Source organism: Nocardia crassostreae, from assembly GCF_001613405.1.
In the GTDB taxonomy this organism is placed as follows: domain Bacteria; phylum Actinomycetota; class Actinomycetes; order Mycobacteriales; family Mycobacteriaceae; genus Nocardia; species Nocardia crassostreae.
On record NZ_BDCH01000041.1, the window covers coordinates 73,113 to 99,782 of the forward strand.

26 protein-coding genes and 2 pseudogenes are annotated in these 26,670 nt (G+C 67.9%); 4 read left to right on the forward strand and 24 right to left on the reverse strand.

The genetic code is table 11. The annotated features are described in order from the left end of the window. Positions 1-9 precede the first annotated feature (9 nt). From rplS to NC4_RS35890, 10 genes are all read right to left on the reverse strand, one after another. A complete protein-coding gene (gene rplS / locus NC4_RS35845; RefSeq protein ID WP_067548205.1) occupies positions 10-351 on the reverse strand; it encodes a 50S ribosomal protein L19 in 342 nt (113 codons plus the stop codon). A gap of 168 nt (positions 352-519) precedes the next feature. Beyond that, a complete protein-coding gene (locus NC4_RS35850; RefSeq protein WP_245722154.1) occupies positions 520-1,452 on the reverse strand; it encodes a hypothetical protein in 933 nt (310 codons plus the stop codon). 501 nt (positions 1,453-1,953) lie between these two features. Then, the gene (locus tag NC4_RS35855) at positions 1,954-4,392 is read right to left on the reverse strand and encodes a Tex family protein (protein WP_067548048.1); all 2,439 of its coding nucleotides are present in this window, start codon (positions 4,390-4,392) and stop codon (positions 1,954-1,956) included. Positions 4,393-4,441: 49 nt separating this feature from the next. After that, on the reverse strand, positions 4,442-4,708 hold the full coding sequence (locus tag NC4_RS35860) for a hypothetical protein (protein WP_067548051.1): 267 nt from the start codon (positions 4,706-4,708) through the stop codon (positions 4,442-4,444). A gap of 129 nt (positions 4,709-4,837) precedes the next feature. After that, positions 4,838-5,521, reverse strand: coding sequence for a tRNA (guanosine(37)-N1)-methyltransferase TrmD (gene trmD / locus NC4_RS35865; RefSeq protein ID WP_067548208.1), 684 nt, complete (start codon positions 5,519-5,521; stop codon positions 4,838-4,840). Positions 5,522-5,526: 5 nt separating this feature from the next. Further along, positions 5,527-6,063: a ribosome maturation factor RimM gene (rimM, locus tag NC4_RS35870; protein ID WP_067548054.1), complete on the reverse strand. Its 537-nt coding sequence runs from the start codon at positions 6,061-6,063 to the stop codon at positions 5,527-5,529. Beyond that, positions 6,064-6,306 (reverse strand): RNA-binding protein, encoded by a 243-nt coding sequence (locus NC4_RS35875; RefSeq protein WP_067548059.1) that lies wholly within the window; start codon positions 6,304-6,306, stop codon positions 6,064-6,066. After that, the gene (gene rpsP / locus NC4_RS35880) at positions 6,306-6,746 is read right to left on the reverse strand and encodes a 30S ribosomal protein S16 (RefSeq protein ID WP_067548062.1); all 441 of its coding nucleotides are present in this window, start codon (positions 6,744-6,746) and stop codon (positions 6,306-6,308) included. Before rpsP ends, NC4_RS35875 begins: the two co-directional genes overlap by 1 nt. A gap of 219 nt (positions 6,747-6,965) precedes the next feature. Beyond that, positions 6,966-8,600, reverse strand: coding sequence for an LppU/SCO3897 family protein (locus NC4_RS41385; protein ID WP_174566918.1), 1,635 nt, complete (start codon positions 8,598-8,600; stop codon positions 6,966-6,968). 127 nt (positions 8,601-8,727) lie between these two features. Continuing rightward, positions 8,728-9,219 carry a dihydrofolate reductase family protein gene (locus NC4_RS35890; RefSeq protein ID WP_369690818.1) on the reverse strand — a complete coding sequence of 164 codons (492 nt, stop codon included), beginning with the start codon at positions 9,217-9,219 and terminating at the stop codon, positions 8,728-8,730. Between the two features lie 119 nt (positions 9,220-9,338). Between NC4_RS35890 and NC4_RS40790 the strand changes: the two genes are divergently transcribed. Next, entirely contained in the window at positions 9,339-9,512 is a 174-nt protein-coding gene (locus tag NC4_RS40790; protein ID WP_157555430.1) for a hypothetical protein, read from the forward strand. Between the two features lie 16 nt (positions 9,513-9,528). Here the strand turns inward: NC4_RS40790 and NC4_RS35895 are convergent, their stop codons facing one another. The 7 genes and pseudogenes from NC4_RS35895 to NC4_RS44975 form a co-directional block, all read right to left on the reverse strand. After that, positions 9,529-10,623: an amidohydrolase family protein gene (locus tag NC4_RS35895; RefSeq protein ID WP_067548068.1), complete on the reverse strand. Its 1,095-nt coding sequence runs from the start codon at positions 10,621-10,623 to the stop codon at positions 9,529-9,531. A gap of 44 nt (positions 10,624-10,667) precedes the next feature. Further along, positions 10,668-11,645: a BMP family ABC transporter substrate-binding protein gene (locus tag NC4_RS35900; RefSeq protein ID WP_067548074.1), complete on the reverse strand. Its 978-nt coding sequence runs from the start codon at positions 11,643-11,645 to the stop codon at positions 10,668-10,670. A 56-nt stretch (positions 11,646-11,701) separates the two neighbouring features. Beyond that, the gene (locus NC4_RS35905) at positions 11,702-12,673 is read right to left on the reverse strand and encodes an ornithine cyclodeaminase family protein (protein ID WP_067548081.1); all 972 of its coding nucleotides are present in this window, start codon (positions 12,671-12,673) and stop codon (positions 11,702-11,704) included. After that, positions 12,673-13,593, reverse strand: coding sequence for an ABC transporter permease (locus NC4_RS35910; protein WP_067548211.1), 921 nt, complete (start codon positions 13,591-13,593; stop codon positions 12,673-12,675). The genes NC4_RS35905 and NC4_RS35910 overlap by 1 nt, the downstream gene beginning before the upstream one ends. Then, positions 13,590-14,588, reverse strand: a complete 999-nt coding sequence (locus NC4_RS35915; protein WP_245722155.1) for an ABC transporter permease — start codon at positions 14,586-14,588, stop codon at positions 13,590-13,592. Before NC4_RS35915 ends, NC4_RS35910 begins: the two co-directional genes overlap by 4 nt. A 197-nt stretch (positions 14,589-14,785) precedes the next feature. Continuing rightward, the gene (locus NC4_RS44970) at positions 14,786-15,676 is read right to left on the reverse strand and encodes an ATP-binding cassette domain-containing protein (RefSeq protein WP_369690821.1); all 891 of its coding nucleotides are present in this window, start codon (positions 15,674-15,676) and stop codon (positions 14,786-14,788) included. A 258-nt stretch (positions 15,677-15,934) separates the two neighbouring features. Beyond that, a pseudogene (locus NC4_RS44975) lies at positions 15,935-16,367 on the reverse strand (ATP-binding cassette domain-containing protein); the annotation flags it as partial. A gap of 117 nt (positions 16,368-16,484) precedes the next feature. Here NC4_RS44975 and NC4_RS35925 point away from each other — a divergent pair. Continuing rightward, positions 16,485-17,210 (forward strand): GntR family transcriptional regulator, encoded by a 726-nt coding sequence (locus NC4_RS35925; RefSeq protein ID WP_067548216.1) that lies wholly within the window; start codon positions 16,485-16,487, stop codon positions 17,208-17,210. Between the two features lie 69 nt (positions 17,211-17,279). Here NC4_RS35925 and NC4_RS35930 read toward each other — a convergent pair whose 3' ends face one another. Beyond that, complete coding sequence (locus NC4_RS35930) at positions 17,280-18,206, reverse strand: LysR family transcriptional regulator (protein ID WP_067548087.1); 927 nt, start codon at positions 18,204-18,206, stop codon at positions 17,280-17,282. 73 nt (positions 18,207-18,279) lie between these two features. Here NC4_RS35930 and NC4_RS35935 point away from each other — a divergent pair, with 73 nt between their 5' ends. After that, on the forward strand, positions 18,280-18,462 hold the full coding sequence (locus tag NC4_RS35935) for a hypothetical protein (RefSeq protein WP_067548090.1): 183 nt from the start codon (positions 18,280-18,282) through the stop codon (positions 18,460-18,462). 57 nt (positions 18,463-18,519) lie between these two features. Here NC4_RS35935 and ffh read toward each other — a convergent pair whose 3' ends face one another. The 6 genes and pseudogenes from ffh to ftsY all read right to left on the reverse strand — a co-directional run bounded on the left by ffh (position 18,520) and on the right by ftsY (position 26,049). Beyond that, positions 18,520-20,106 carry a signal recognition particle protein gene (ffh, locus tag NC4_RS35940; RefSeq protein WP_067548093.1) on the reverse strand — a complete coding sequence of 529 codons (1,587 nt, stop codon included), beginning with the start codon at positions 20,104-20,106 and terminating at the stop codon, positions 18,520-18,522. A gap of 77 nt (positions 20,107-20,183) precedes the next feature. Continuing rightward, a complete protein-coding gene (locus NC4_RS35945; protein WP_245722157.1) occupies positions 20,184-20,498 on the reverse strand; it encodes a hypothetical protein in 315 nt (104 codons plus the stop codon). A 156-nt stretch (positions 20,499-20,654) separates the two neighbouring features. Next, positions 20,655-23,149: pseudogene (locus tag NC4_RS35950) on the reverse strand ([protein-PII] uridylyltransferase). 125 nt (positions 23,150-23,274) lie between these two features. After that, on the reverse strand, positions 23,275-23,613 hold the full coding sequence (locus NC4_RS35955) for a P-II family nitrogen regulator (RefSeq protein WP_067548098.1): 339 nt from the start codon (positions 23,611-23,613) through the stop codon (positions 23,275-23,277). 4 nt (positions 23,614-23,617) lie between these two features. Further along, positions 23,618-24,235 carry a hypothetical protein gene (locus tag NC4_RS35960; RefSeq protein ID WP_218021388.1) on the reverse strand — a complete coding sequence of 206 codons (618 nt, stop codon included), beginning with the start codon at positions 24,233-24,235 and terminating at the stop codon, positions 23,618-23,620. 230 nt (positions 24,236-24,465) lie between these two features. Beyond that, complete coding sequence (ftsY, locus tag NC4_RS35965; RefSeq protein WP_067548102.1) at positions 24,466-26,049, reverse strand: signal recognition particle-docking protein FtsY; 1,584 nt, start codon at positions 26,047-26,049, stop codon at positions 24,466-24,468. 216 nt (positions 26,050-26,265) lie between these two features. Between ftsY and NC4_RS35970 the strand changes: the two genes are divergently transcribed. Then, positions 26,266-26,655: a DUF2237 family protein gene (locus NC4_RS35970; RefSeq protein ID WP_067548105.1), complete on the forward strand. Its 390-nt coding sequence runs from the start codon at positions 26,266-26,268 to the stop codon at positions 26,653-26,655. Positions 26,656-26,670 lie beyond the last annotated feature (15 nt).

The window sequence follows — 26,670 nt, forward strand, 5'->3', positions numbered from 1 at the left end:
AAAGCTAGCTCAGCGCTTTTCCTTGATCTTGGCGGCCTTACCGCGCAGATCGCGCAGGTAGTACAGCTTGGCCCGGCGGACGTAACCGCGGGTCACGACCTCGATCTTGTCGATGTTGGGGCTGTGCACCGGGAAGGTGCGCTCCACGCCGACACCGAAGGAGACCTTGCGAACGGTGAAGGTCTCGCGGATGCCACCGTTCTGACGGCGGATCACGACGCCCTTGAAGACCTGGATGCGCTCCTTGTTGCCTTCGATAACCTTCACGTGCACGTTGACCGTGTCACCCGGGCGGAAGTCCGGGATGTCGCTACGCAGCGACGATGCGTCGACGAAGTCGAGGGTGTTCATTTCCATCCTTTGGATGTTTCGCGCGAACAGAGGAACCTGGCGGCAGCGACATGGCGCTCGACCGGTTCGTGCTCCGGATAATTGGGCGGTGCCCGCGAGCTGCGGTCTTCCGGGGAAGAACCGGCTCGAGGCAACCTGAGCATTGTGCCAGATGGCGGGACGCGGCTGTTAATCGGCCCCTGTTGATGCGGTAGAGCGAGTGTCCGCACTCTCCTCCGGCTCCGACATTACGTCGGCAACCTTACGGCTACCCATGAAGTGGAGTGAGGGCGGCGGCGCGGGCGGGGCCGGGACCACGGTGCGCACCAGCTCTTCCTCGGCGGCGCGGCGGACGTGGGCGACATCGGGTTTACCGGCGAGCAGATCCTGGACGAAGATCTTCGCGCGGATCATCGGCCGCCGATAGCGGCGTTCGCGGACGATGGCGCGGCGCATGAGCCGCAGCCGGGTGGAGTACCGCCAGCGCGCCCAGGGCGCACCGGGTCGGCTCAGCCGCAGCGCCCCCACCACCAGCAAGGGCGGGAAGAACATGCCGAACAGACCGGTCCAGATCTTGCCCTTGGCAATCACGATCGCCGCCAGCGCCAGATTCACCGCCGCGAACCCCGCGATGATGCCGCGCTCCCACAGCCCCGGCTCGGTCCGCAGCTCACCGATGTCGAGCAGCCAGAGCGGGTGAAACCCGAGCAGCAGCAAGCCGGTCACGGCAATGGCCACGAACACCGCGTCCACCGAGGTCCGGCCCTGCTCCTCCCAGTATACGTCGCGCAGATAGTAGATGAGCGCGAACTCGTCGAGCACCAGTGCGGCGCCCACCCCGAAGACGGCGGCCAGCAAGCTGATCACACCCATGCTGTCCTGCCACAGCGTGACCAGGCCCACGCCGGAGCCGAGCACCAGGATCACGCCGAACACCATGTGATGAATGTGCACATCCCCCGCCCGCACATTCCCCGGCCACCAGCGCACCTGTTTCCGAATGAGCCGCACACTGATTCGAATCAGCAGAAACCCGATAATGAACCCCAGCAACAGACATGCCAACGGCAGTCGCCCGTCCCCGACGATGACCTCGTTCCACCAGCGCTGAAAACCCGCCATACCCTCTCGTCTCCACGATCGGCCCGCCGTCGCCTGCGTCCACCCGCACGCGCCACCGCCATTCTGCGCCCCGCCCCCATCCCGCAGGTGAACCCCGCCCACCGCCCCGACGACAACCCGCACCGGCAACCGCCCCCCGCCACAGACCAGTTCACACCCAATACCGTCGGTCCACACCCCCAATTGACCACCATTTCGGGTGTGAACCACCAACAACGGGTGTGAACCCGAGCTTGGCTCTGTGGGGTTTGGTCGGTGAACGCAACCACAGCCATCCAGTCAGGCCGGAACGAGAGTTACGGCTCCCGACAGGGGAGCCAAGGCCGGGTACGGCAGGCGAGGTGACCCCACCATTCGTTTCGCTCTGCGAACGCCGGTAGAGACGCATGCGCGGACTCGGATCGAGGTGTATTTCAGACCCCACCGGGGTTCGGGCGTACGCCGCCCAGGCAAAGGAAAACGCCCCGGAATCGGTTGATTCCGGGGCGTTCTCGCGACTGACTACTTGCCGAATCCCGCACGGCGGAGAGCATCCGCCATGGAGCCGCTCGGGGCGGGCTGGTTGCGGCGGTCCTGCTGACGGCCGCCTTGTCCGCCCTGGCGTCCGCCCTGGCCGCCTTGGCGTCCGCCGCCCTGACCGCCCTGGCGGTTGTTCGCACCCTGGCCGCCCTGACGGGGGCGGCCGTCATTGCCGCGTTGGCCCTGGCCGCCACGCGAGCGGCCTTCGCCACGTTCGGGTTTGCCCGGTTCGTCGTCGAGGCGGAGGGAGAGGCCGATGCGCTGGCGCTGGACGTCGACCTCAAGGACCTTGACCTTGACGACGTCGCCGGACTTCACGACCTCACGGGGGTCCTTGACGAAGTTGTGGGACATGGCGGAGACGTGGACCAGGCCGTCCTGGTGGACGCCGACGTCGACGAAGGCGCCGAAGGCGGCGACATTGGTGACGACGCCCTCGAGGACCATGCCCGGCTGGAGGTCGGCGACTTTTTCGATGCCCGCGGCGAATTCGGCGGTCTTGAATTCGGGGCGCGGGTCGCGGCCCGGCTTTTCCAGCTCGGCGATGATGTCGGTGACGGTGGGGACGCCGAAGCGGTCATCGGTGAAGTCGGCCGGGCGCAGGGCGCGCAGGACCGTGGTGTTGCCGATGATCTCCTTCATGCCGCGGCCGCTGGCATCGAGGATGCGGCGGACGACCGGGTAGGCCTCCGGGTGCACCGACGAGCTGTCGAGCGGGTCGTCGCCTTCCGGGATGCGGAGGAAGCCCGCGCACTGTTCGAAAGCCTTGGGGCCCAGGCGGGGGACGTCCATGAGGGCGGTGCGGCTGCGGAAGGGGCCGTTGGCATCGCGGTGGGCGACAATGCTTTCCGCGACCGAGCCGGTGATGCCCGAGACGCGGGACAGCAGCGGCACGGAGGCCGTGTTGACGTCGACGCCGACGGCATTCACCGCGTCTTCGACGACCGCGCCCAGCGAGTGAGCCAGCAGCGTCTCGGAGACGTCGTGCTGGTACTGGCCGACGCCGATGGACTTCGGGTCGATCTTCACCAGTTCGGCCAGCGGGTCCTGCAGGCGGCGGGCGATGGAGACCGCGCCGCGTAGCGAGACGTCCATGTCCGGCAGTTCCTGGGTGGCGTAGGCCGAGGCCGAGTACACCGAGGCCCCCGCTTCGGAGACCACGATCTTGGTGGGCTTGTTCTCCGGGATGCGCGAGATGAGTTCGGCTGCCAGGGCGTCGGTTTCGCGGGAGGCGGTGCCGTTGCCGATGGCGATGAGCTCGGCATTGAATCGCGCCACCAGCGCGCCCAGCACGGCGAGGGATTTCTCGCTCTGGCCCTGCGGCTTGTGCGGGTAGATGACCTCGGTGGCGACCGCCTTGCCGGTGGCGTCGACCACGGCCACCTTCACGCCGGTCCGGTAGCCCGGGTCCAGGCCCATGGTGGTGCGGGTACCGGCGGGCGCGGCCAGCAGCAGATCGCGCAGGTTGGCCGCGAACACGTCGACGGCATCGCGTTCGGCGGACTGCCGCAGCCGCATGCGGATATCGATGCCCAGGCTTACCTGGAGCTTGGTGCGCCAGGCCCAGCGGACGGTGTCGAGCAGCCAGGTGTCGGCGGCGCGCCCCTGGGCGGCAATACCGAACTTGTGCGCGATACGGCCTTCGAAGATGGTGCGCTCACCGTCTTCGGGCTCCTCGGCGTCGGGTTCGAGGTGCAGGGTGAGCACTTCTTCCTTCTCACCGCGCAGCAGCGCCAGAATGCGGTGCGAGGGCAGTTTGTCGAAGGGCTCGTTGAATTCGAAGTAGTCGGCGAACTTGGCGCCCGCTTCTTCCTTGCCCGCGCGCACCGTCGAGGTGATCTGGCCGCGGCTCCACATGAGCTCGCGCAGTTCGCCGACCAGGTCGGCGTCCTCGGCGAAGCGCTCGACCAGGATGGCGCGGGCGCCGTCGAGCTGTTCGGCGTTGTACTGGCCCGGATCGGTGGTCGGATCGTTCAGCAGCGCGTCGGCCACGGGCTCGTGCCCGGCCTCGCGCGCGATCTGCGCCTTGGTGCGCCGCTTGGGCTTGTAGGGCAGGTAGATGTCTTCCAGGCGGGCCTTGGTGTCGGCGAGCATGATCTGCGCGTGCAGCGCCTCATCCAATTTGCCCTGGCCGCGAATGGATTCGATGATCGACGTCCGCCGCTCGTCGAGTTCGCGCAGGTAGTGCAGACGCTCGTCGAGCTGCCGCAGCTGCGCGTCGTCCAGGCCGCCGGTGACCTCCTTGCGGTAGCGGGCGACGAAGGGCACGGTCGAACCGGCGTCGAGTAGTTCGACGGCGGCGCGCACCTGCTCTTCGCGCACCCCCAGTTCGTCGGCGATTCGCTTGCCGACGCTGGCTAGGCGGACGGTCCCCGTGCTCGGGGGATTCTCAGTGCTGACGGTTTCGGAGGCAGTCGTCACGCTCGCAGACACTACCGGCGCGCTCCGGCGACACGACAGGGTGGCGCACTCATGCGGGCAACATGTGTTGCGGGCAATAGGTGAGAATGTCGATTTCGGTGACGGTCATGCCATTGAGCCCGACATTGGTTTCCGGGTGCATGCGATCGAAGGCGATGCGGAATGCCTTGCGGCCCTGGCCATAACGGTCGATCTCGGTGCAGGTCCGGTGTCCGGCGGTGGCCGAGATGCCCTTGAAGGCGTCGGATTCGTGCTGGTGTTTCAGCAGCAGGAAGCGGAGTTCTTCCTGCGGGGTGAATGCGTGCGCCGTGGACATACCGATACCGGCGATTACGACACTTGCGGCGAAAACGACAACTGTACGAAGCACTTCCACGCCTGCCTTTCGTCATCCGAGAAAACGGTGTCGAGCAGATCTTGTGCGGTTGTGCGGAAGACAATAGCGTCAGTCGGGCGGCAAAAGGTCGGGACGCCGCTCCCGGGTGCGTTCCAGGGACTGTTCGTGCCGCCAAGCGTCGATCTTGGCGTGATTTCCCGACAGCAGAATCTCGGGTACGTCCAGCCCGCGCCAGGAGACCGGGCGGGTGTAGGAGGGGCCCTCGAGGAGGCCGTTGGAGAACGAATCCTGTTCGTGGGATTGCTGATTGCCGAGCACGCCCGGAATCAGGCGCACGAACGCCTCGGTCATGACGAGCACCGCGGCCTCGCCGCCGATGAGCACGTAATCGCCGATGCTGACCTCTTCGACGCGCACGCGCTTGGCGGCATCGTCGAAGACCCGCTGGTCGATGCCCTCATAGCGGCCGCAGGCGAACACCACATGCGGTTCGGCAGACCAGCGCTCGGCGGTGGCCTGGGTGAACGGCACGCCCGCGGGTGTGGGCACCACGAGCAGCGCGTCGTCCGGGCACACCTCGTCGAGGGCGTCGCCCCAGACGGTCGGCTTCATGACCATGCCGGGCCCGCCGCCATAGGGCGAGTCGTCCACGGCCTTGTGCACATCGTGCGTCCAGCGGCGCAGATCGTGCACTTCGACCTCGAGCAGTCCTTTGTCGATCGCCTTGCCCAGCAAGGCGGTTCGCAGCGGCTCTAGATATTCGGGAAAGATCGTGACGACGTCGATGCGCATCGCGCTCACTCCGGATCCAGCAGACCTTCGGGCGGATCGATGACGATCAGCCGGTCGGCGATCGACACGGTCGGCACCATGGCGGTCACGAACGGCACCAGGATCTCGCGCCCCGCGGGCGGGAACGCCTCGGACGCCTTGATCGAAAGCAGTTCTCCCGCAGCCGAATGCAGCACTTCCTTGACGGCGCCCACGACGGTCCCGTCCCCGAGCTGCACGGTCAGTCCCTCGAGTTCGTGATCGTAGAACTCGTCCGGATCCTCCGACGGCGGCAGATCCGCGGTGTCGACGACAAAGAGCATGCCGCGCAACGCATCCGCCACATCACGATCGTCCACACCGTCCAGACGCAGCAGAAGTCGGCCCGAGTGCTCCCGGGCCGACTCCACCACGTACTGCTGCGTCTGCTTCGACCGCGGCAGCTTGCCCACCAGGGTGCTGCCGGGTGCGAAACGCAGTTCCGGCTCGTCGGTGCGGACTTCTACGACGAGTTCGCCACGCACACCGTGCGATTTGGCGACCCGCCCGACGACCAGTTCCATCTACTGATCCGTGTCGACCACGTCGACGCGAATGCCCTTACCGCCGATCCCGGCGACGAGGGTGCGCAGGGCGGTGGCCGTACGACCACCGCGACCGATCACCTTGCCCAGATCGTCCGGGTGCACGTGCACCTCGACGGTCCGGCCACGACGGCTGGTGATCAGCTCGACGTGCACATCGTCGGGATTGGCGACGATGCCGCGCACCAGGTGCTCGACGACATCGGCGACAACGGCGCTCATTACTCCGCCGGGGTCTCGGCAGCGGCCTCGGCCTCGGCGGCCTCGTCCTTCTTGGCGGCCTTCTTCTTCGGGGTGACGGCCTCGGCGACCGGCTCGTTGTCGGCGGCGGCCAGCGCGGCGTTGAACAGGTCCAGCTTGGACGGCTTCGGCGCGGCGACATTCAGGGTGCCCTCGGCGCCCGGCAGGCCCTTGAACTTCTGCCAGTCGCCGGTGATCTCCAGCAGGCGCTTCACGGGCTCGGTCGGCTGCACGCCGACACCCAGCCAGTACTGGGCGCGCTCGGAGTCGATCTGGATGAGCGAGGGCTCCTGCTTCGGCTGGTAGATGCCGATGGACTCGATGGCGCGGCCGTCACGACGGGTACGGGCGTCGGCGATGACGACGCGGTACTGCGGGTTGCGGATCTTGCCCATGCGGGTCAGCTTGATACGAACAGCCATTAGCTGCTGCCTTTCAGGTGGTGGCGGCCCCGAGGGGCTGCCGAGTGGTCACGGCCGCAATTCAGCAACCCACACGGGGTGGGTCCGGTTTTGCGTTGAGTGTTGTGACCGCCGCGCGGTACGTAACCGGAGACGGGCTGACACTGTCCTCGAACGAGGACGGTCGTCTATTCTGCCAGACCGGGCGCGCGGGCTGGAAATCGCCCTCGAAGGGGCCGCTCATCGGCGGCTCAGGCAGATGGTCAGACCATTGGTGACGCCCGGCTCGTAGGTGAGCGCAGCGGCCCAGCCGGACGGGCAGTTCCCGTCATCGGGAGTGTGCCGGTCGATGACTTCCATATTGGCGGTGGGGTCGGCGCAGTCGACGCGCTTGGTGTCCGACGCCTTGCCGACGCCGCGGACCGGATCGTAGATGCAGTCGCCGACCTGTGCGTAGAGTGAATCGTTCGGATCGCCGGGGCCCATGCAGACGGCCAGCACGAGGTCGGTTTTGTCATTGCTGCGCATGGTGAAGGCATTCGCGCCGAGGATGTCGAGGCACTGGGGTCTGGTCGGCTTCTGATAGACGACCTGCACGGACAGGACCCGGCAATCGGCGTCGAAATTCGTACAGGGCACCAGTTTCATCGTGATGTCGGAGGCGCAGTCGCCGACCTTGGCATTGTCCATATCGCCGGTATCGGTGGACGCGGCGCACACCACGATCGCCCGGCCGCCCAGCGAGGTCTGCGCGAAGGCCATGCGCGCCTCCGGGCGCGACTGGCAGGCGCGATCGATGACGGGGACCTGCGTGTGCAATTCGGTGGCGATGACCGTGACGGCGCCCGCGACGCAGGAGACCCGGTTGATGGTGTCGCCCGCACCCTTGACCTCGATGCAATCCCCCGCTTGCAGCGCACCCGGATCGGACATGTTGAAGCGGGTCGGCACCAGACACAGCACCGCGCCGGGCTGCGCGTCGCCGGTGACGGGCTCCGCGACGGCCTTGGTCACCTCGGAGTACTTGGTGCACGCCGATTCCACCGGATACCGCACATCCTCGCGAATCTTGATGCGATACGCCGCCGAGTTCTGATCGCAGTCGAACTCGATCAGCGAGGCGCCGTTCAACGCGACACAGTCACCGGCAGCCCACTTCTCCGGCTCGTCCTCCCCCATCACCACGAACCCGACAATGGTTGCGGCACCGGCGATCACGATCGCACCGAGGAACGCGAACAGCACCCACCAGCGCCGCCTGGACACCGGGTGCGCCATGTACCGCGGCAGCGGCTGCGCATCATGCGGCAGTTGCTGCGCCGGGTAGGGCGAGGGCTGCTGCGCCCCGTGCGGCAGCGGGTACGCCCCATACGGCGAAGGCGGCTGTGCCCCATCGAGCAGCGGCTGCGCCCCATACGGCGACGGCTGCTGCGACCCATCGGACAGCGGCTGCACCCCATACGGCGACGGCTGCTGCGACCCATCGGACAGCGGCTGCACCCCATACGGCGACGGCGGCTGCACCCCATCGGACGGCGGGTACGCCCCATACGGCGAGGGTGGCTGCACCCCTTCGGGAAGATGCTGCTCCGCATAGGGCGGCAGCGGCTCCGACCCCGGTGGGAGCGGTGGGAGCGGTGCGTCCGGCGCGAACGGGGGCGTGGGCACCGGCTGGTTCGGGGACGGATGGGCCGCGACGGACCCGGGCGCGGGAATCGCGTCGTGCGCGGCTGCGGGATCGGGTGGGGGTGTGGGGTTGGGCGGGCCGGTCATCGGGTCGGGATGGTCGGTCGGCTGGTCGTGCAAGGTGTCCCCCACCGGCGAAGAAGCAATGCTCCGTGCCGGGTCGGCCACGGAGAAGGCGATCTTATGCACGTGGCCGACAACCGTAGTGGCGGTGACCGATTCGGCTACCTATTCATGCGCCGGAGGGGAACCGCTCAGTGCGTCCGATAGCGCAGTAGCACTACGCCGGAGCGAAAACTCTTGTTCTCCACCAACTTCAGCGGCGGGACCTTCGCGCCTTCTTCGAACAGGGGGCGCCCTGCCCAATGACGACCGGGTAGACGAACAACCGGAATTCGTCGACCAGATCGGCGGCGATGAGGTCGTGCACCAGCCGGATACTGCCGGTGCTGACAATGTCCTTGCCCGGCTGGTCCTTGATCGCGCGCACCTCGTCCAGATTTCGCAGCACCACCGAGTTCTCCCAGCCGGGATCGCCCATCGTCCGCGAGACCGCGTACTTGCGAAGACGATTGAGCGAATCTGTGATCCCCGTCCGGTCATCGGTCTGCTGCGGCCAGTACCCCCGCATTTCCTCGAAGGTGACCCGCCCGAACAGTACGGCGTCACACCGCTCGGTGTGCGCACGCAATTCCGCCAGGATGTCGGACTGATCCACCCCCTCGTCATCTCCCACCGTGAACCACCCGGCGCTGGCGTCGATCACCCCGTCGATGGTGATGTTCTCGGTGACTACGAGATCCCGCATGATCTACCTCCGAATCGGAAACGCCTCTCCGAATAGCGACCGCCCGGGCGTCCCGAATTCATCGGTATCATTTCGGCGCATCGCGAGAACGCCGCACCCGCACCGGCCGATAACTCGATATGCAACCGCACCCGGAAGACCACGCCCGCCGCGACGACCGGCCCGATGTGGTCGACAAGGCCGATGCCGCGCTCACCGTCGGCGCGCTCGCCGTCGAGGCGCCCGCCGTCATCGAATTGCTGCTGGCGGGCGGCCGCGCCGTGCTCCGCGCCGCCGCGAATCTGCTCAACTGAGCGGGCGCCCGCAGCCTCAGCGGTGACCGGTGACGGGATCGCGACGGGTGTGGACGCGGCCCCGGAGCACGACCCACGAGGGAGTGGCGAGGATCTCCGGGCTGATGCGGGGATCTTCGTCGTAGACAACGAAATCAGCGGGCGCGTCGGGTTGCAGGCCGGGGCGGCCGAGCCAGGCGCGGGCATCCCAGGAAGCCGCGCCCAGGGCATCGTGGCGGGACAGGCCCGCGCCCATCAACGCGGCGATCTCGTCGGCTATCCGGCCGTGATGGATGCCGCCGCCCGCGTCCGTTCCGGCGTAGATGGGGATGCCCGCATCGTGCGCCTTGGCGACGGTATCGCGGGAGCGGCGGTGCAGATCGCGCATATGGGCCGCATAGGCGGGGAATTTGGTTGCGCTGTTGGCGATTCCGGGAAACGTGTCGATATTGATGAGCGTGGGGACCAGGGCGGTGCCGTGCGCGGCCATCATAGCGATGGTGTCGTCCGTGAGGCCGGTGCCGTGTTCGATGCAGTCGATACCCGCGCCGAGCAGGCCGGGCAGGGCGTCTTCGCCGAAGACGTGCGCCGTGACCCGCGCGCCTTCTCGATGGGCGGCATCGATGGCGTCTTTGAGGACGGCATCGGACCACAGCGGGCTCAGATCGCCGACGCCGCGGTCGATCCAATCTCCGACGATCTTGACCCAGCCGTCGCCGCGGCGGGCTTGTTCGGCGACGATATCGGGCAGATCGCGCTCATCGTCGAGTTCGAGGCCGAGCTCGCGGACATAGCGCCTGGGGCGGGCGATGTGGCGGCCTGCCCGAATGATCTCGGGGAGGTCCTCGCGCCCGGCGAGGAAGCGGGTGTCGATGGGGGATCCGGCATCGCGCAGCAGCAGCGCTCCAGCGTCGCGTTCGGTCTCGGCCTGGGCGACGGCCCCGTCGCGATCCTCGTCGCCGCCGCCGTAGCGAATACCGACGTGACAGTGGGCGTCGACCAGTCCGGGAACGATCCAGCCTGTGCTGCACAGCGTTTCGGCCCCGGGCACGGGTTCGAAGGTGACCCGGCCTCCGTGGACCCAGAGGTCGCGCACGTGATCATCCGGCAGAACGACGCCCCGCAGATACATACCCGACCTCCTGGTCTCGGACTGCCTCACATTTTAGGTCGCCGTCAGCCGAGGGTGATCGCGCCGCTGGCCAGGTCCTGCTTCACCTTGTCCATGGCGGCGGCGATCCGCGCATCGGCCGAGCAGACGACGATATCGCTGGTCCCCTTGCCGGAGGCGACGCCGAAGGACAGCTGTTCGGCCTTGTAGGTTCCCGACAGCACGGCGTTCACGGCGTATTCGAGTTCCGCTCCGGTGTCCTGTTCGGCGTAGCCGGAGTAACCGGCCTCCGAACCGCACGGCTTGACCAGCGGCCCGCCGACGACGGTGGCATTGCCCTCCTTGGCGGCTTGGGCGACGCCCTGATGGCCGAGGTTGAGCTGCTGGCCGAAAACGTCCGCGCCCGCGCCGATTCCGGCCTGCGCGGCCTGTTTGGCCTTGGCGACGTCATTGAAATCGCCGATGTACTGCGGGGCGAGCACGGTGACCTCCGGCTTCACATGCTTGACACCCTGCTCGAAGGCCTTGGCGGTCTTGACGATCGCGGGCAGCTCCATACCGCCGAGGAAGGCGACCTTGCCGGATTTGGTGGTGAGGGCGGCGTACGCGCCCGCGAGGAAGCCGCCGTCGGCCTGCTTGGGGTCGTAATAGGCGAGATTGGTGAGCGGGACGGCGTCGGCCGGGCCGCCGATCTCGACGAATTTCACATTCGGGAAGGATGGCGCGACCTGGCGCAGCACCGAATCGGTCTGGCCGCCGAAGGAGACCACCAGATTCGAGGTGGAAGCCAGGCGGGTGAGCACCTGCTGGTAGTCGGCGGAGGGCACCTGCTCCACCTTGGTGAGCGAAACCTTGTCCGCCAGGGTGGATTCGATGCGTTGGTAGCCCTCGTAGCCGGATTGCATGAATCCGTCGTCGGACAACGAGCCGGGGAACATGACGCCGACCTTCAGCTTCGAGCCGGAGTCGTCGGAGCCACTGCCACAACCGGCGACGGTCGCGCCCACGGCCAGGGTCAGCAAGGCGACAGCGAGTTTCTTCATGGTGCTTCCTTCAGGGTGTTACTGGGGTGGAGAACGGGGAAATGTTGTGCGGGTGGTTATCCCGCCAAGTCGATCTCGGTGCCGATGCCGCGCCGCCGGGCGATGTCGACGAGCAGGCGCGCGGTGGCGAGATCCTGGAGGCCGACGCCGAGGGAGTTGTAGAGGGTGATCTGATGCGCGTCGACGCGGCCGGGTTTCGCGCCGATGAGGATCTCGCCCAGCTCGTCCTCGACGTGCTCGGGCCCGAAAGCGCCCTCCCGCAACGGGATCAGCACGTCGCCGGATTCGTGCAGCGCCGACAATCGGCTGTCGACGATCACCCGAGCGCGGCGCATACCCTCGCTGTCGATCTCGCGATGGTCCGCGCGCGGTGGCGCGCCGACGGCATTGACGTGCAGGCCCGGCGGGAACCACGCACCGCGCACCACCGGCTCGCGGGCGGGCGTGAGCGTGCACAGCACATCGGCGGCTTGCACGACTTTCTCCGCGGTGTCGGCGATGTCGGCTCCGGTGTCGTCGGCGAAGGCGCGGGCGGTGGCCTCGGTGCGGCTCCAGACCACGATCCGGTCGAAGGGCAGCACCGGGCGCAGGGCTTCGACATGGGCGCGGGCCAAGGCTCCCGCGCCGACCAGGCCCAGGCCCCGGCTGTCCGGGCGCGCCAGCGCCGCCGTGGCCACCGCCGAGGCGGCGGCCGTGCGGAAGCGGGTGACCGCGCCGCCGTCCAGCAACGCCTCGCAGTCGCCGTCGGCGGCGCCCACGGTGAGAATGGCCGAACGCTGCACGGGCAGACCGCGATCCGCATTGCCGGGTATGTCGGCGAGCAGTTTCACCCCGGCCAGGCCCGCCGGTTCGGACGCCGCCGCCATGACCAGGAATGCCGCATCCGAGCCCGGCAGCCGCATGGCCGGGGGTGCGGGCGAAACCGCCGCTCCGCGAGCGAGATCGGCGTGCGCGCCACGCACCGCGGCGAATACTTCCGGCAGGGTGATCATCGCCAGCACATCGGAGCGGGTCAGGATCAAGGTCATCAGGCTTTGGCCTCTCGAAGGAAGGGACGGGTGAGCGCGGCGGGCGAGCGGCTCGCGCCGACCAGGCCGCTCACCGCCAGCACGGCGAGCAGATAGGGGGACATGACCAGGACGGCGGTAGGCAATTCGATGCCCAGTGCGGGCGCGGCGAACTGGAGAGCCTGCGCGATACCGAAGAGCAGGCAGGCCAGCATGGTCGGCCAGGGCCGCCACTTCCCGGCGATGACGGCCACCACGGCGAGATATCCCGCACCGGCGGTGAGGTTGTCGGTGAAGGCGTGTACATCCGCCAGCGCCAGATGCGCCCCCGCCAGACCGGCGGTCAGTCCGGTGAGCAGGACGGCCGAATAGCGAAAAGCGTTGACCGCCAACCCGGATCGATCCGCGGTGACCGCGTCCTCGCCGATTGCGCTGATGGCCAGTCCCCATCCGGTGCGATGCGAGAACAGCACGGCCAGCAGGACCGCCAGCACGATGCCGAGATAGCCGAGCGCGGTCAGCTCGAACAGTGCGGGCCCGAGCAGGGGAATCTCGCTGAGCAGCGGAATCGGAATCCGGTCGAACCCCGGAACCGCCCGCCCCTCGGTGAAATACAGCCGCGCCCCATAGGTGGTCGCGCCGAGGGCGAGCGCATTGGCCGCCACCCCGGTGACGATCTGATCGGCCCGCAGCGTCACGCTCAGCACCGCTTGCAGCAATGCCACGAGCAGGGCCGCGACCAGCGCGCACACCACTCCCGCCAGCGCGCTCCCGGAGGCGTGCGCGCCGACCGCCCCCGCGAACGCACCGGTCAGCATCATCCCCTCGACACTGAGGTTCAGCACCCCGGCCCGTTCACTCACCAGCTCTCCGGCCGAGGCCAGGGCCAGCGGAATCGCCAGCCGCACACCGCCGTCGAGCAGTTCTCCGACCGCGCTCATGGCCGCGCCTCCTTCCGCCACATCACCGCACCGGCGACGAAGATGATCAACACGCTCTGCACCACCTGCACCGACGACGCCGGAACCGACGCGGCCAGTTGCAGATTGATGCCCCCGGACGCGAGCAGCCCGAACGCCAAGGAGATTCCGGCGACCGCGGTGAGCGATCCTCGCGCCAGCAGTCCGACGATCAGCCCGGCGAATCCGTACCCCGACGTGAAATGCTCCGCCAGCACATACGGCACCGTCGCGACCAATGCGGCCCCCGCCACCCCCGCCAGTCCACCGGCGGTCGCCAGCGCCGAGAACCGCAACCGCGGCACCCCCAACCCCATCCGCCCGGCCGCGGCCTCGGAATGCCCCACAGCACGCAACCGCACACCGATAGCCTTGTGCCGCAACACAATCGCCGTGACCACCACGACACCCAGCGCGACAACCACCGCCACCGTGGCAGGTGACCCCTGCATCCCCAGCAGCGGCAGCCGCGCCCCCTCCACCAATGGCTTCGACTGCGGCAATGTCTCGGTCGACGTCACCGGCTGCCGCAACAACCATTCCTCGTGCACCACGAGCGTCACCAGCCCGAGCCCCACGAAATTGAGCAGCAATGTCGTGATCACCTCACTGGTCCCCCGCCACACCCGCAGCCCCGCCGCAATCCCCGCCCACACGGCACCGCCGACAAACCCCGCCCCCACAATCAACGGAACCCCCACCGCCGCAGACACCCCCGCAGGCAGGTTCACCCCCACCGCGGTAGCCGCGATCCCGCCCACCGCGAGCTGCCCCTCCCCACCCACATTCACCAGCCCCGCCCGATGCGCCACCGTGAACCCGGCCGCAATCAACGCCAGCACCGCCGCCGCATTGAGCGCACTCCCGAACGCATACGGCGTCCCGAACATCCCCTCCCACAACGCCTCCCCCGCCACCACCGGATCCGCGCCACCCCCGACCACCAACAACACACCCACGACCACCGCAACCAACACGGCACCGCCGTACACGCCAATGTCCCGCCCCCGCGACACCCCTGCCGCCGCAGCAGTGATCCAGCAAACCCCGACCCACCCCGCGGTCTCGCTCCCGCGCGGCAGCGTTTCCGCCGCAAACAACGCAGCGCGGCCCCTACCGGATGGATCTCTGTCGTTCTGGTCTTGGTGGTGGAGTCGGGATTTCGCGGGTTTGGTCATGAGGTGGTTCCGAGCATCAGGTGGGCGATTCGTTCTTTGGCGTTGGGGGTGGATGGGTCTACGGGGCCGAGGAGGCGGCCTCGGTAGGCGACGAGGATGCGGTCGCAGAGGGTGAGTAGTTCGGGGAGTTCGTGGGAGATGAGCAGGACGGCGGCGCCGGAGGCGGCGGCCTCGCGGAGGCGGGTGAGGACGGCGTCGACCGCGCCGAGATCGAGGCCGCGGGTGGGCTGGGCGGCGATCAGGCAGCGGAGTGGGTCCAGGGCCAATTCCCTGGCGACGACCACCTTTTGCTGATTGACGCCGGACAGGGTGCTCATGGCGGCGCGCGGGGAGGAAGCTTTGATCGCGTGGTCGGTGATCACTCGGGCTGCGGCGGATTCCATTGCGCGGCGGTTGAGGAGGCCGTGGCGGCGGAATTCGCGCAGGCGGCCCAGGGAGAGGTTCTCGGCGACCGACATGGCGGGGATGCAGCCTTCGTGATGGCGATCCTCGGGGATGACGCCGAGGCCGTGCGCGGTGCGCAGCCCCGGCCCGGCATGCGTCAGATCGACCTCGCCGAGCCGAAAAGTGCCCGCCTGCGGAGGTTTCGCGCCGCTGAGAACGGCGACGAGCTCGCTCTGCCCATTACCTTCGACACCCGCGATCCCCGTGATCTCACCGGGCCGCAATTCGAAATCCACGCCGTCCAGAGCCGGAACACCATCCGCCCGAACGAACCGCAGTCCGCGAACCCGAACCACCGGTTCCCGGAGCGCGCCCGGAAGCGGTGCGGCGGTGGGGGTTGCGACGCTGCGAGCGGACGCGGGCTCGGCATCACGGCCGGATCGAATCGGCGCATCGCCGGTCACCAAGGCCTGGTCGAGGTCGGCCAGTTGGCGGCCGACCATGAGGTGGACGAGTTCGTCGCGGCTGAAGGTGTGCAAGGGCCCGGATCCGGTGACGGCGCCGCCTCTGAGGACGGTGGCGGTGTCACCGGCTTGTTCGATCTCGCCGAGTTTGTGGGTGACCAGGACGACGGCGCGGCCGGAGTCGGCTATACGGCGGCAGGTGGTCAGGAGGGCGTCGATTTCGGTGGGGCCGAGGACTGCGGTGGGTTCGTCGAGGAGGATCAGGCGGGGGTTGTGGAGCAGGGCTTTCACGATTTCCACGGTTTGGCGTTCACCGACGGAGAGGTCACCGGCCCGGGCCGAGAGGTCGGTGTGCAGGCCGAAGTCGTTCTCGACCGCGGCGACGCGGGCGGCCAATTCGCGGCGCGGCAGGCGGATTCGCGCACCGTCGCCGAGCAACAGGTTCTCCCCCACGGTGAGGGTGGGGATGAGGCTGAAATGCTGGTGGACCATGGCGATGCCGTGGCGCAGGGCGTCGGCGGGGGCGGTAGGGGTCACCGAAGAGGCGCATATCGCCGTCGTCGAGCGTGGCGCCGCCGTAGATGAGGTTGCAGAGGGTGGATTTGCCCGCGCCGTTCTCGCCGAGGATGCAGTGCACCTCGCCGCGGCGGACGGTGAGGTCGATATCCGAAAGCGCCCGCACCGCACCGTAACTCTTGCCGACGCCGGTCAGCTCCAAGGCCGTGTCCACGAATCGAACCTCCAGTTAGTGGTATACCGTTAACTGTCGGGTCCGGATGTGGCGCGCGAGTTCCGCACATGTTTCGGTGCGGAAAACCCATTGCAGGGACCGATACTGTGGAATGTCGTGACGGAACCAGGATCTCTACGCCACCGCGCCTACGAGTCGATCAAGCAGCGGATCGTCGGCGTGGAGCTGCGCCCCGGGCAGCGCTTGGTGGAGCGCGATCTGGCGACGGAGCTGGAGGTTTCCCGGATTCCGCTGCGCGAGGCGCTGCGCATGCTGGCCGCCGAGGGGCTGGTGCTGCTGGTCCCGGGCAAGCGCGCACTGGTCGCGCCGTTCACTCCCGCCGATGTGAACAACCTTTTCGATGTGCGCGAGGTCCTGGAATCACTGGCCGCCCGCTTGGCCGCCGCCCACGCCACCCCCGAATCCGTCGCACCGCTGCGTGCGCGCATGGCCGAGGCGCACGCGGCCACCGCCTCGGGCGACCTGCAACGCATTGCCGCCGCCAATGCCGCCTTCCACATGGAAATCATCGAACTGGCAGGAAATCCCCTGCTCAGCTCACAAATGCGCCCCCTGGCCGCCCGCACCGAATGGCTGTTCCGCCTGACCTCCGACCGCGACCCGGCCGAGCAATGCTCCGAACACGCCCAACTCTTCGCCCACATCGAAGCCGGTGACACCGAAGCCGCCGCGGCCACCGCCTTCGCCCACGCCGCCGCGGGCCGCGCCCACAGCCTGGTCGCCGCCGAATCCTGGTCCACCCCCGCCGATTTCGACCCCCACCTGGCCGTCCACACCCGTCGCCGCCGCCGCAAATCCGAAACGACGACGACCGGGAACTGATGGCGGCATCGCCCGAGTAGCCCCCGCCACCAGTTCCCGGTCGTCGATGTTTCTCATTGCGGGGCCGAATCAGGGCGCGAGCACGGTGATATCGCTGCGTTCGCGGCATACCTCACGAATCGATGCGAGCCCGGCGGCAATGACCGGATGGTGCGCGGCCCCGCGGCGCACCACGGTCAGGTGGCGGCGGAGCGGGACCGGATCACCGTGCAATGGGACCCGCACCACACCGAATTCCGCGGGCAGGAAAGCCAATCGGGAGACGAGGCTGACGCCGAACCCGCGCCCGACCATGGCGGCTACGCCGATGAAGTCGACCGCGCGGCCGGTGATGCGCGGTGTGAATCCGGCGGCGGCGCACGCGGCGGTCACCACCTGATGGTGCGTGATCCGCTCCGGCCCGCTGATCCACGCCTCCGCCGCGGCCTCGACCAGCGCCACGCTCGCCCGTCCCGCCAGCGGGTGTCCCTCCGGAACCAGCAGATCCTGCGGCTCATCGAGCAACGGATGCTGTTCGTATCGTTGATCATCGGGCGACGGACTGCCCGGCGCGGGTAGTACGACCCCGATATCGCTGTCCCCCGCCAGCAGCAGATCGAAGCAGTGCTTGCTCTCGTCCTCCACCAGTTCGACCGTCACCCGGGGATGCGCGTCCCGCAGCCGCGCCGCCGCCTCGACCACCAGACTGGCCAATGCCGTCGGCATGGCACTGATGCGCAGCACCCCCGCCATCCCCTCCCGATGCGCCGCCAGTTCGGCTCGCGCCCTTTCCGATTCGGCGACCATGAGATCCGCGTGCTTCAGCAAGGCATGCGCCGCGGCGGTCAGCCGCACCCGCCGCCCGACCTGCTCGAGCAACTCCACATCCAATTCCCGCGCCAGCCCGCGCAATTGCTGCGACACCGTCGACGGTGTGAGATGCAGCGCAGTCGCCGTGGCGGTCACCGTCCCGTGTTCGGCCAGCACCCGCAGGGTCAGCAATCGCGGATCAATCATGTGGCATTTCCAAACGATTCGCTGCGGAAATATTCGATGGACCGATACTACGCCGCCACGAAAAACTGAACCCATGGCAGCGAGAACCGGACATTGCGAACACTGCGGCTGGCCCGACAGCCAGCCCTTCGAAACCCTGTCGCGCCACCGCACCTCCGAAGGCGTGGTCACCTACACCCGCTGCGCCTGCGGCTCGGTCCGAATGCGCCTGTCCCCCATCACTTTCGCACCCGCCCGGCCGGTGAACCACGCCTGACCCGACAGGAATCGGCCCCCACCGCCGCTGCGGTGGGGGCCGATCGTGTGCTCGGCGCTACTTCTTCGGGAACTTGAACTGCGACAGGTCGAAACCTTCGAGGCCCGGCGGCAGTTCGTTCAGGCCCGGGGGCATATTCGACAGGTCCGGCATTCCGGCGGGCATGCCGCCGGGGAGGCCGGGCATGCCGCCCGGGAAGCCGCCGCGCACCTTGGGCGGGGTCGGACCGCGTCCGCCCTTCTTGCCCTTCTTGCCCTTCTTGCCTTTGCCCTTGCCCTTGCTGCCGCCGCGGCCCGCGCCGGGGAGGCCGAATTGGCGGCTCATGGCGCCCATCATCTTCTTGGCTTCGAAGAAGCGGTCGACGAGCTGGTTGACGTCGGTGACGGTGACGCCGGAGCCATTGGCGATGCGCAGGCGGCGGGAAGCGTTGATGATCTTGGGGTTTGCGCGCTCGGCGGGGGTCATGCCGCGGATGATGGCTTGGACGCGGTCGAGCTGCTTGTCGTCGACCTGGGCGAGGACGTCCTTCATCTGGCCCGCGCCGGGCAGCATGCCCAGGAGATTGCCGATGGGGCCCATCTTGCGGATGGCCAGCATCTGCTCGAGGAAGTCCTCCAGGGTCAGCTCGCCCGAGCCGATCTTGCGGGCGGCCTCCTCGGCCTGCTGCTGGTCGTAGACCTGTTCGGCCTGCTCGATCAGGGAGAGCAGGTCGCCCATGCCGAGGATGCGGCTGGCCATGCGGTCGGGGTGGAAGACGTCGAAGTCCTCGAGCTTCTCGCCGGTGGAGGCGAAAAGGATGGGCTGGCCGGTGATCTCACGCACCGACAGGGCCGCGCCACCGCGGGCGTCGCCGTCGAGCTTGGTGAGCACGACGCCGGTGAAGCCGACGCCGTCGCGGAAGGCCTCGGCGGTGCTGACGGCGTCCTGGCCGATCATGGAGTCGAGGACGAACAGGATCTCGTCGGGCTGCACGGCATCGCGAATGCCCGCGGCCTGCGCCATGAGTTCGGCGTCGATGCCGAGGCGACCGGCCGTGTCGACGATCACGATGTCGTACTGCTTGGACTTGGCTTCCTCGATGCCCGCGCGCGCCACGTTCACCGGATCGGCGGCCGAAATGCCGAGCGGGTTCTCGCCGCCGCCGACGGAGGTGCCCGGATGCGGTGCGAACACCGGCACTCCGGCCCGCTCGCCGACCACCTGGAGCTGGGTGACGGCGCCGGGGCGCTGGAGGTCACAGGCCACGAGCAGCGGCTGATGCCCCTGCCCCTTCAGCCATTTGGCGAGCTTGCCCGCCAGGGTGGTCTTACCGGCGCCCTGCAGACCGGCCAGCATGATGACCGTGGGCGGGTTCTTGGCGTACTGGAGCCGCCGGGTCTCGCCGCCGAGAATCCCGATGAGTTCCTCGTTGACGATCTTGACGACCTGCTGCGCCGGATTCAGCGCGGCGGAGACCTCCGCGCCCTTGGCGCGTTCCTTGACCTTGGTGATGAAGGTGCGGACCACCGGCAGCGCGACGTCGGCCTCGAGCAGCGCCAACCGGATCTCGCGCGCAGTCGCGTCGATATCGGCCGGTGAGAGGCGCCCCTTGCCGCGCAAGTCCTTGAGGGCACCGGTCAACCGGTCGGAAAGGGATTCGAACACCGATCGCGCTCCTGATCTCGAGGGTGGTCACTCGAGATACCAGGGTAGTGGGATCGGGCGAGAGCTGTTATTCCAGGCTATACCAGACTGCGTGGACGCCGTCCCGTGGGCGGCCGCCGAAGATCGTGATTCTCGCTGAGGACCATGCCGACCGCCTCACGGGCGGTGAGTCCTAGGCCGAGGGCGAGCCCGTCGAGCATGGCCCATTCGGCTTCGGTGGGCTGATGGTCGGCCACGGTGGAGGCGATGGTCATGGCGGTCACCGCCTGCTGCCCGGTGAGCGTGCGGCCCGGTAACCAGGAAACGACCCAGCGGTCGCCGCCGACGCATCGGGCTATATGCGAGGTCATGTCGCTCGTCATCATGGACGCGGAAACAACTTCTATTGCCACCGACTGCTCCCCTCATGCTCGCGACAAGCTTGTGATCGATGCGATCGTAGGGCGCGGCGAGGAGTACTAGATCGTAATTGCAGCAAATTCCGTGCAACGATCAGATTAACTGGCAAACGTGGGGTTTGCCAGTTAATCCTGCTTCATGGCGAATGGTCAGAAAACCGAGGTTGATCCGTTTTCAGTGTCCGATTCGGGGGCTTTCTTGGGTTGTTGCGGCGGCACCACCGCTAGCACCGCGGCCTCGATTCTCGCGCGCCGCTCCGGCGTGTCGTCGGACCCCAGATCCAGGCAGAACGAGTCCACGACGGCGGCGCCCATGGTCACCACCTTGGCCCAGCAGACATTCGCACCGGAATCGGAGAGGGCGGCGGCCAGCCGACTCAGCAAACCGATGCGATCCTCGGCGCGCAATTCCAGCAACACCCGCCCGGGTTCGGCGGTTTCCGACCACAGCACCCGCGGCTGCGCCCGCGCATAAGGACTCGGCTGGGTGCCCCCCGCTTCGCGTTCCTTGCGCGCCAGCACGGAAACCAAATCCAAATCCCCGTTGATGGCCCGGATCAATTCCTGGCGCAGCAGGCCGGGATCCGGCGGATCACCGAATCGCGGCGCGACCACGAAGGTATCGATGGCGGATTTCCCGACCCCCGCCAGATCGGCGGAAAGCACGCGCAGGGAATGCAATGCCAGCACACCGGCCGCATCGGAGAGCAATCCGGGATTGTCCGGCGCGACCACGGTGACGATATGGGTGTAGCGGCCTTCGCCCGGTTTCAATTCCACGTGCACGCCGCCGGATTCGGCGCGTTCGAGCAAATCGTCGGGAATGGGCTCGGGTTTGGGCAGTTCCTCCCCCGCCATGGCGAGGCGGCAGCGCCGCACCAGATCGCCGATGAGCGAGGCCTTCCAGTCGTTCCACACCCCGGGCCCGGTGGCCAGCGAATCCGCTTCGGCCAGCGCGTGCAGCAATTCGAGCAATTGCGGATCGCCGTCGAGCGCGTCGACCACCTTTTGCACGGTATCGGGATCGGCGAGATCGCGGCGCGTGGCCGTATCGGGCAGCAGCAGATGGTGGCGCACCATGGCCGAGAGCATCCGCACATCCGAGGGCCACAAGCCCAGTCGCCGCCCGATGGAGGTGGCCAGCTCGGCGCCCACCACACTGTGATCCTCGGCGCGCCCCTTGCCGATATCGTGCAGCAGCGCGCCGAGCAGCAGCAGATCCGGGCGCGCCACCCGGGTGGACAGCGCGCTGGCCTGGGCGACGGCCTCCATGAGATGGCGGTCCACGGTCCAGGTGTGCATGGCATCGCGCGGCGGCAGACCGCGCACCACGCCCCACTCCGGGAAAAGCCTGCCCCACAACCCGGTCCGGTCCAGCGCCTCGATGGCGTCGATGGTCCCGGGCCCCGCGCCCAGCAGCACGAGCAGATCGTTGAGGGCGTCCTTGGGCCACGGCTCGCGCAGCTCGGGCGCGTCCTCGGAGAGCCGGTTGAGCGTGGTCGCCGACATGGGCAGCCCGGTCTGCGCCGAGGCCGCGGCCACACGCAGGATCAGGCCGGGATCGCGCTGCGGGCGGGCATCGCGCGCCAGCACCACCTCACCGGAATGCTCGACCACCCCCTCATCGAGTGGTCGGCGCGCCGGCATGCGGCGCAGGCAGGCGAGGCCGCGCCGGGGCAGCGCGTTGGCGGCGGTCCGCAGTCCGACATCCACCGAATAGCTGACGGTGCGGGCCGCATCGCTGAGCGTGCGGGCGAGATCGAAACGGTCGCCGATGCGCAGGGCCGCGCCGATTTCATCCGCGTCCTGGGCGCGCAGCTGATCCCGGCCGCGCCCGGCGACCCGGTGCAGCTCGGTCCGGACATCCAGCAGCCGCCGATGCGCTTGCGCCAGACCGCCGCCCGGCACATCCGGACCGAGCCCCGGCATGGCGTCGGTCAGCTGTGCGATGGCGAGCGCGTCGAGCAGCTGGATATCGCGTAGCCCGCCGCGTCCGTGCTTGAGATCGGGTTCGGCGCGGTGCGCGATCTCACCGCTACGCCGCCACCGGGTTTCGGCCTGGGCGATCAGCGCGTCGAAGCGGGAGCGGATCCCGCCGCGCCAATCCCGCCGCGCCAATCCCGCCGCACCCCGCTGATCAGCAGATTGCTCAGCCCGTCGTCCCCGACGATATGCCGGGCCTCGAGCATGCCGAGCGCGGCGGTGAGATCGTCGGAGGCCACACGCAGCGCCTGCGGCACCGTGCGCACGCTGTGGTCGAGCTTGATGTGGGCGTCCCACAACGGATACCAGAGCTGATCGGCGACCTCGGCCACCTTCTGCGGGTCGACGTCGTCGTAGAGCAGCACCAGATCGAGATCGGAGTACGGCAGCATCTCCCGGCGGCCCAAACCGCCCACGGCGACAATGGCCAAGCCGCTGTCGGCGGTGATGCCGACTTCGGAAGCCTTGGTGGTCAGCCACAATTCGAATAAATCGACCAGCGCCTGCCGCAGCGCCTCCGAATCCAGTTTGGATGTCCGGCCATTGGCGTGGTGCTCCCCCAGCAGTTGATCACGAGCCCGGACCAGGTCCGAGGCCCCGTTGGAGACTTTCTCGTTGGGAACCTTCTCGTCGCGTTGCTGCTGGAATCCCACAACCACCACCCAATCTCATTCAGTTCGTCGTCCCCGGCTGCGTCCGGGGATCAAGCCCTGCCCGAGCACGGGGGCGGCCCCGCCCCATCCGGTTCACACCGACGGGAGCGGGGCCGCCGCTACTTCCATCCCCCTCAGAGGGCGTCGGACCCACGTTCGCCGGTGCGAACCCGGATGACCGCCTCGACGGGGGTCACCCAGACCTTGCCGTCACCGATCTTGCCGGTGCGGGCGGCGTCGACGATGGTCTCGACGACCTTTTCGACGGAGGCGTCGTCCACGACCACCTCGACCCGGACCTTCGGGACGAAGTCGACCGAGTACTCGGCGCCGCGATAGACCTCGGTGTGGCCCTTCTGGCGTCCGTATCCCTGCACCTCGCTCACGGTCATGCCGAGTACGCCCGCCTGCTCCAGCCCGCTCTTGACGTCCTCGAGCGTGAACGGTTTGACGATTGCAGTGATCAGTTTCATTGCGTCATGCCTCCTTGACGGTCGCGGCGGTGGTACGGGCCGTTCCACCCACAGCAGCGAAATCGTATGCCGATTCCGCGTGCTCGGACTCGTCCAAGCCCTGGAACTCGGCTTCTTCGTCCGCTCGCAGGCCGATGGTGAACTTGATGGCGAAGGCGATGACGGCGGTCAGGACCGCGGAGAACACCAGCACGGAGAGCGCGCCGACGGTCTGCAGCTTCAGCTGCTCGATGCCGCCGCCGTAGAACAGACCGGTCACACCGGCGGGCGTTTCGGGCGCGGCGACCAGGCCGATGAGCAGGGTGCCGACCAGACCGCCGACCAGGTGCACGCCGACCACGTCGAGCGAGTCGTCGAAGCCGAGCTTGAACTTCAGGCCGAAGTATTGGGCCGGATCGCCGAACAGGTTACCGCGGTCGTCGCCGAAGGCGATCGAGAAACCGTACAGCGACCACAGGATCGTCACCACGCCCATGGCGCTGATGCTCATCATGATCATGTTCAGCACGTTCTTCGAGCGGACCATGCCGCCGTAGAAGAATGCGAGTCCGGGGGTCATCAAAAGCACGAGTGCTGACGCCGCCAGCATCCATGCGGTGTCTCCGGCGTCAGGCGCGCCCATTGCTGGGAAATCCACCTTCTTGTCCTCCTCATCTCGAGCTCGGTCGATAACTACAACGAGCCTGCAATGAAGGTTCCTCAGTTGGTGTTTCCTCCGTGATCCTGCGGCGTTTCACCTAAGTGAACGGATGAGAGTGCACTGTTGCAGTCACGTTTCCGAATCCGCACTCCTGTTACGGGGAGATTGTGAGGATGATCTCAGTACACGTCATCCGCGCACGTCAGCGGCGGTTATCCGAGGAGGGCGTCGACGAAGGCGCCGGGCTCGAACGGAGCGAGATCATCCGCGCCCTCGCCCAAACCAACCAGTTTCACGGGCACGCCGAGCTCGTGCTGCACCTGGAACACGATGCCGCCCTTGGCGGTTCCGTCCAGCTTCGTCAGGGCAACCCCGGTGATATCGACGACATCGGCGAAGACGCGGGCCTGCATGAGACCGTTCTGGCCGACCGTGGCATCGAGCACCAGGATGACCTCGTCCACCGGAGCCTTCTTCTCCACCACGCGCTTGACCTTGCCCAGCTCGTCCATGAGGCCGGTCTTGGTGTGCAGGCGGCCCGCGGTGTCGACGAGAACCACATCCACGCCCCGGTCGATACCGGCGCTGACGGCGTCGAACGCGACGGCCGCCGGATCGGCGCCCTCCTTGCCGCGCACGGTTTCCGCGCCCACGCGCTCGCCCCAGGTTTGCAGCTGATCCGCGGCGGCGGCGCGGAAGGTGTCGGCCGCGCCGAGCAGCACCCGCCGCCCGTCGGCGACCAGCACGCGCGCCAATTTGCCCGTGGTGGTGGTCTTTCCGGTGCCGTTCACGCCCACGACCAGGGTGACCGAGGGCCGGTCGGCATGCGGCAGCACCTGAATGGAGCGATCCAGCTCCGGGCGCAGCGCCTCGATCAGCACATCCCGCAGCACGTCGCGCGCCTGATCGGCGGTGCGCACGCTGCGCGAGGCCATCTCCTGGCGCAGCCGTTCGACCACGGCCGCGGTCGAGGCGGTGCCGAGATCGGCCATGACCAGGGTGTCCTCGATCTCCTCCCAGGAGTCCTCGTCCAGATCGCCGCCGCCGAGCAGGCCGAGCAGCGATTTGCCGACGGCGTTCTGGGAGCGGGACAGGCGACCGCGCAGGCGGGTGAGGCGGCCCGAGGTGGGCTCGATCTCGGGGACGACCGCCGCCTCGGGCTCGGCCGGAGCGGGAGCGGTTTCGGCGGGAGCGGTTTCGGCCGGTGTCACCGTCTCGGCCCGGTCGACCGCGACGGTGTCCTCGACCGCGGCCGGAGCAGCGGATTCGACCGGCGCAGCTGCTTCAGCGGGCGCAGCAGTTTCGGCGGGCGCAGCAGTTTCGGCGGGCGCAGCGGCTTCGGCCGGAGCGGTGGTCGATTCGACCGGCGCGACGATATCGGCAGGTGTGACTGCTTCAGTGGCTGCGGCCTCGGCCAGCGCGGCGGTGTCGGTGGCGGGTTCGGGCCCCTGCACCGGCTCGGGCAGGCGGACATCGGTAATGCTGCGCTTGCCCGAATCGCGCGGGATGGCCGCATCGTCACCGATATGCGGTTGCCCCTCGGTATCGGTGCGCTCGACGGGCGCCGGTTCGGGCTTGGGTTTCGGGAGTGTGGCGGTCCCGTCGCCTTGACTGAAGTTGAATCCGCCCGCCGACTTGTACCCACCTGACCGGTCGGTCTTTTCCGTCAGCTCCTTCTCCGGAGCGGGCGGCGTCAGCGAGATGCGGCGGCGTTTGTACAGGACGAATCCCGATACGAAGGCCACCAGCAGCACCGCGGCGATCGCGGCAATGAGGATCCAGGCTTGAGCAGTCATGTCCCCCATCCTTTCAGAGCCGCATCCATCTCCCGATTCGTGCACCTACCGTCGGGTCGCGGAGCAGTGTTCAGTAGCACACATCAGTGCGCATCGGCTATGGACACGCCGAACCGCGGGCCCCGAATCGGGACAACAAACGACCGGTCTGCACAACATCGCGTCACAGTGCGGAAGGAGCGGCGAATGCGACACCGAGACAATAGGATCGGCGACGTGACCGATCGAAATGTGCTTGGGGGACCGCTGGAGGAGTGTGGCACCGATCCTCTCACCGGCTTCTACCGGGACGGCTGCTTTAGCACCGGCCCCGAAGATCTTGGCAGCCACACCGTGTGCACCGTGGTGACCGCGGAGTTCCTGGAGCATCAGAAGTCGATCGGCAACGACCTCATCACCCCGCGCCCGGAGAACAACTTCCCGGGCCTGCAACCCGGCGACCGCTGGTGCGTGGTGGCCGTGCGCTGGCTGCACGCCCACGAGGACGGCGTGGCCGCCCCGGTGGTGCTGGCCGCCACCCACGAGAACGCCCTCGAGGTGGTCCCCATGGACACGCTGCGTAAATACGCCGTCGACGTCCCCGACGACGTGAGCGACCTGCGCTAGCGCGCCAAGGCAATT

What these genes read in the sequence shown, in the direction of transcription:
- trmD (WP_067548208.1), bottom strand. Translation starts at nt 5,521, where the DNA reads ATGCGCATCGACGTCGTCACGATCTTTCCCGAATATCTAGAGCCGCTG.
- NC4_RS35850 (WP_245722154.1), bottom strand. Translation starts at nt 1,452, where the DNA reads ATGGCGGGTTTTCAGCGCTGGTGGAACGAGGTCATCGTCGGGGACGGG.
- rplS (WP_067548205.1), bottom strand. Translation starts at nt 351, where the DNA reads ATGAACACCCTCGACTTCGTCGACGCATCGTCGCTGCGTAGCGACATC.
- ftsY (WP_067548102.1), bottom strand. Translation starts at nt 26,049, where the DNA reads ATGACTGCTCAAGCCTGGATCCTCATTGCCGCGATCGCCGCGGTGCTG.
- NC4_RS35895 (WP_067548068.1), bottom strand. Translation starts at nt 10,623, where the DNA reads ATGTATCTGCGGGGCGTCGTTCTGCCGGATGATCACGTGCGCGACCTC.
- rpsP (WP_067548062.1), bottom strand. Translation starts at nt 6,746, where the DNA reads ATGGCTGTTCGTATCAAGCTGACCCGCATGGGCAAGATCCGCAACCCG.
- NC4_RS35930 (WP_067548087.1), bottom strand. Translation starts at nt 18,206, where the DNA reads ATGATTGATCCGCGATTGCTGACCCTGCGGGTGCTGGCCGAACACGGG.
- NC4_RS35905 (WP_067548081.1), bottom strand. Translation starts at nt 12,673, where the DNA reads ATGACCTTGATCCTGACCCGCTCCGATGTGCTGGCGATGATCACCCTG.
- NC4_RS40790 (WP_157555430.1), top strand. Translation starts at nt 9,339, where the DNA reads ATGCAACCGCACCCGGAAGACCACGCCCGCCGCGACGACCGGCCCGAT.
- NC4_RS35860 (WP_067548051.1), bottom strand. Translation starts at nt 4,708, where the DNA reads ATGTCCACGGCGCACGCATTCACCCCGCAGGAAGAACTCCGCTTCCTG.
- NC4_RS35960 (WP_218021388.1), bottom strand. Translation starts at nt 24,235, where the DNA reads ATGGGCGCGCCTGACGCCGGAGACACCGCATGGATGCTGGCGGCGTCA.
- NC4_RS35890 (WP_369690818.1), bottom strand. Translation starts at nt 9,219, where the DNA reads ATGCGGGATCTCGTAGTCACCGAGAACATCACCATCGACGGGGTGATC.
- NC4_RS35875 (WP_067548059.1), bottom strand. Translation starts at nt 6,306, where the DNA reads ATGAGCGCCGTTGTCGCCGATGTCGTCGAGCACCTGGTGCGCGGCATC.
- NC4_RS35910 (WP_067548211.1), bottom strand. Translation starts at nt 13,593, where the DNA reads ATGAGCGCGGTCGGAGAACTGCTCGACGGCGGTGTGCGGCTGGCGATT.
- NC4_RS35935 (WP_067548090.1), top strand. Translation starts at nt 18,280, where the DNA reads ATGGCAGCGAGAACCGGACATTGCGAACACTGCGGCTGGCCCGACAGC.
- NC4_RS35900 (WP_067548074.1), bottom strand. Translation starts at nt 11,645, where the DNA reads ATGAAGAAACTCGCTGTCGCCTTGCTGACCCTGGCCGTGGGCGCGACC.
- NC4_RS35955 (WP_067548098.1), bottom strand. Translation starts at nt 23,613, where the DNA reads ATGAAACTGATCACTGCAATCGTCAAACCGTTCACGCTCGAGGACGTC.
- NC4_RS44970 (WP_369690821.1), bottom strand. Translation starts at nt 15,676, where the DNA reads ATGGTCGGCCGCCAACTGGCCGACCTCGACCAGGCCTTGGTGACCGGC.
- rimM (WP_067548054.1), bottom strand. Translation starts at nt 6,063, where the DNA reads ATGGAACTGGTCGTCGGGCGGGTCGCCAAATCGCACGGTGTGCGTGGC.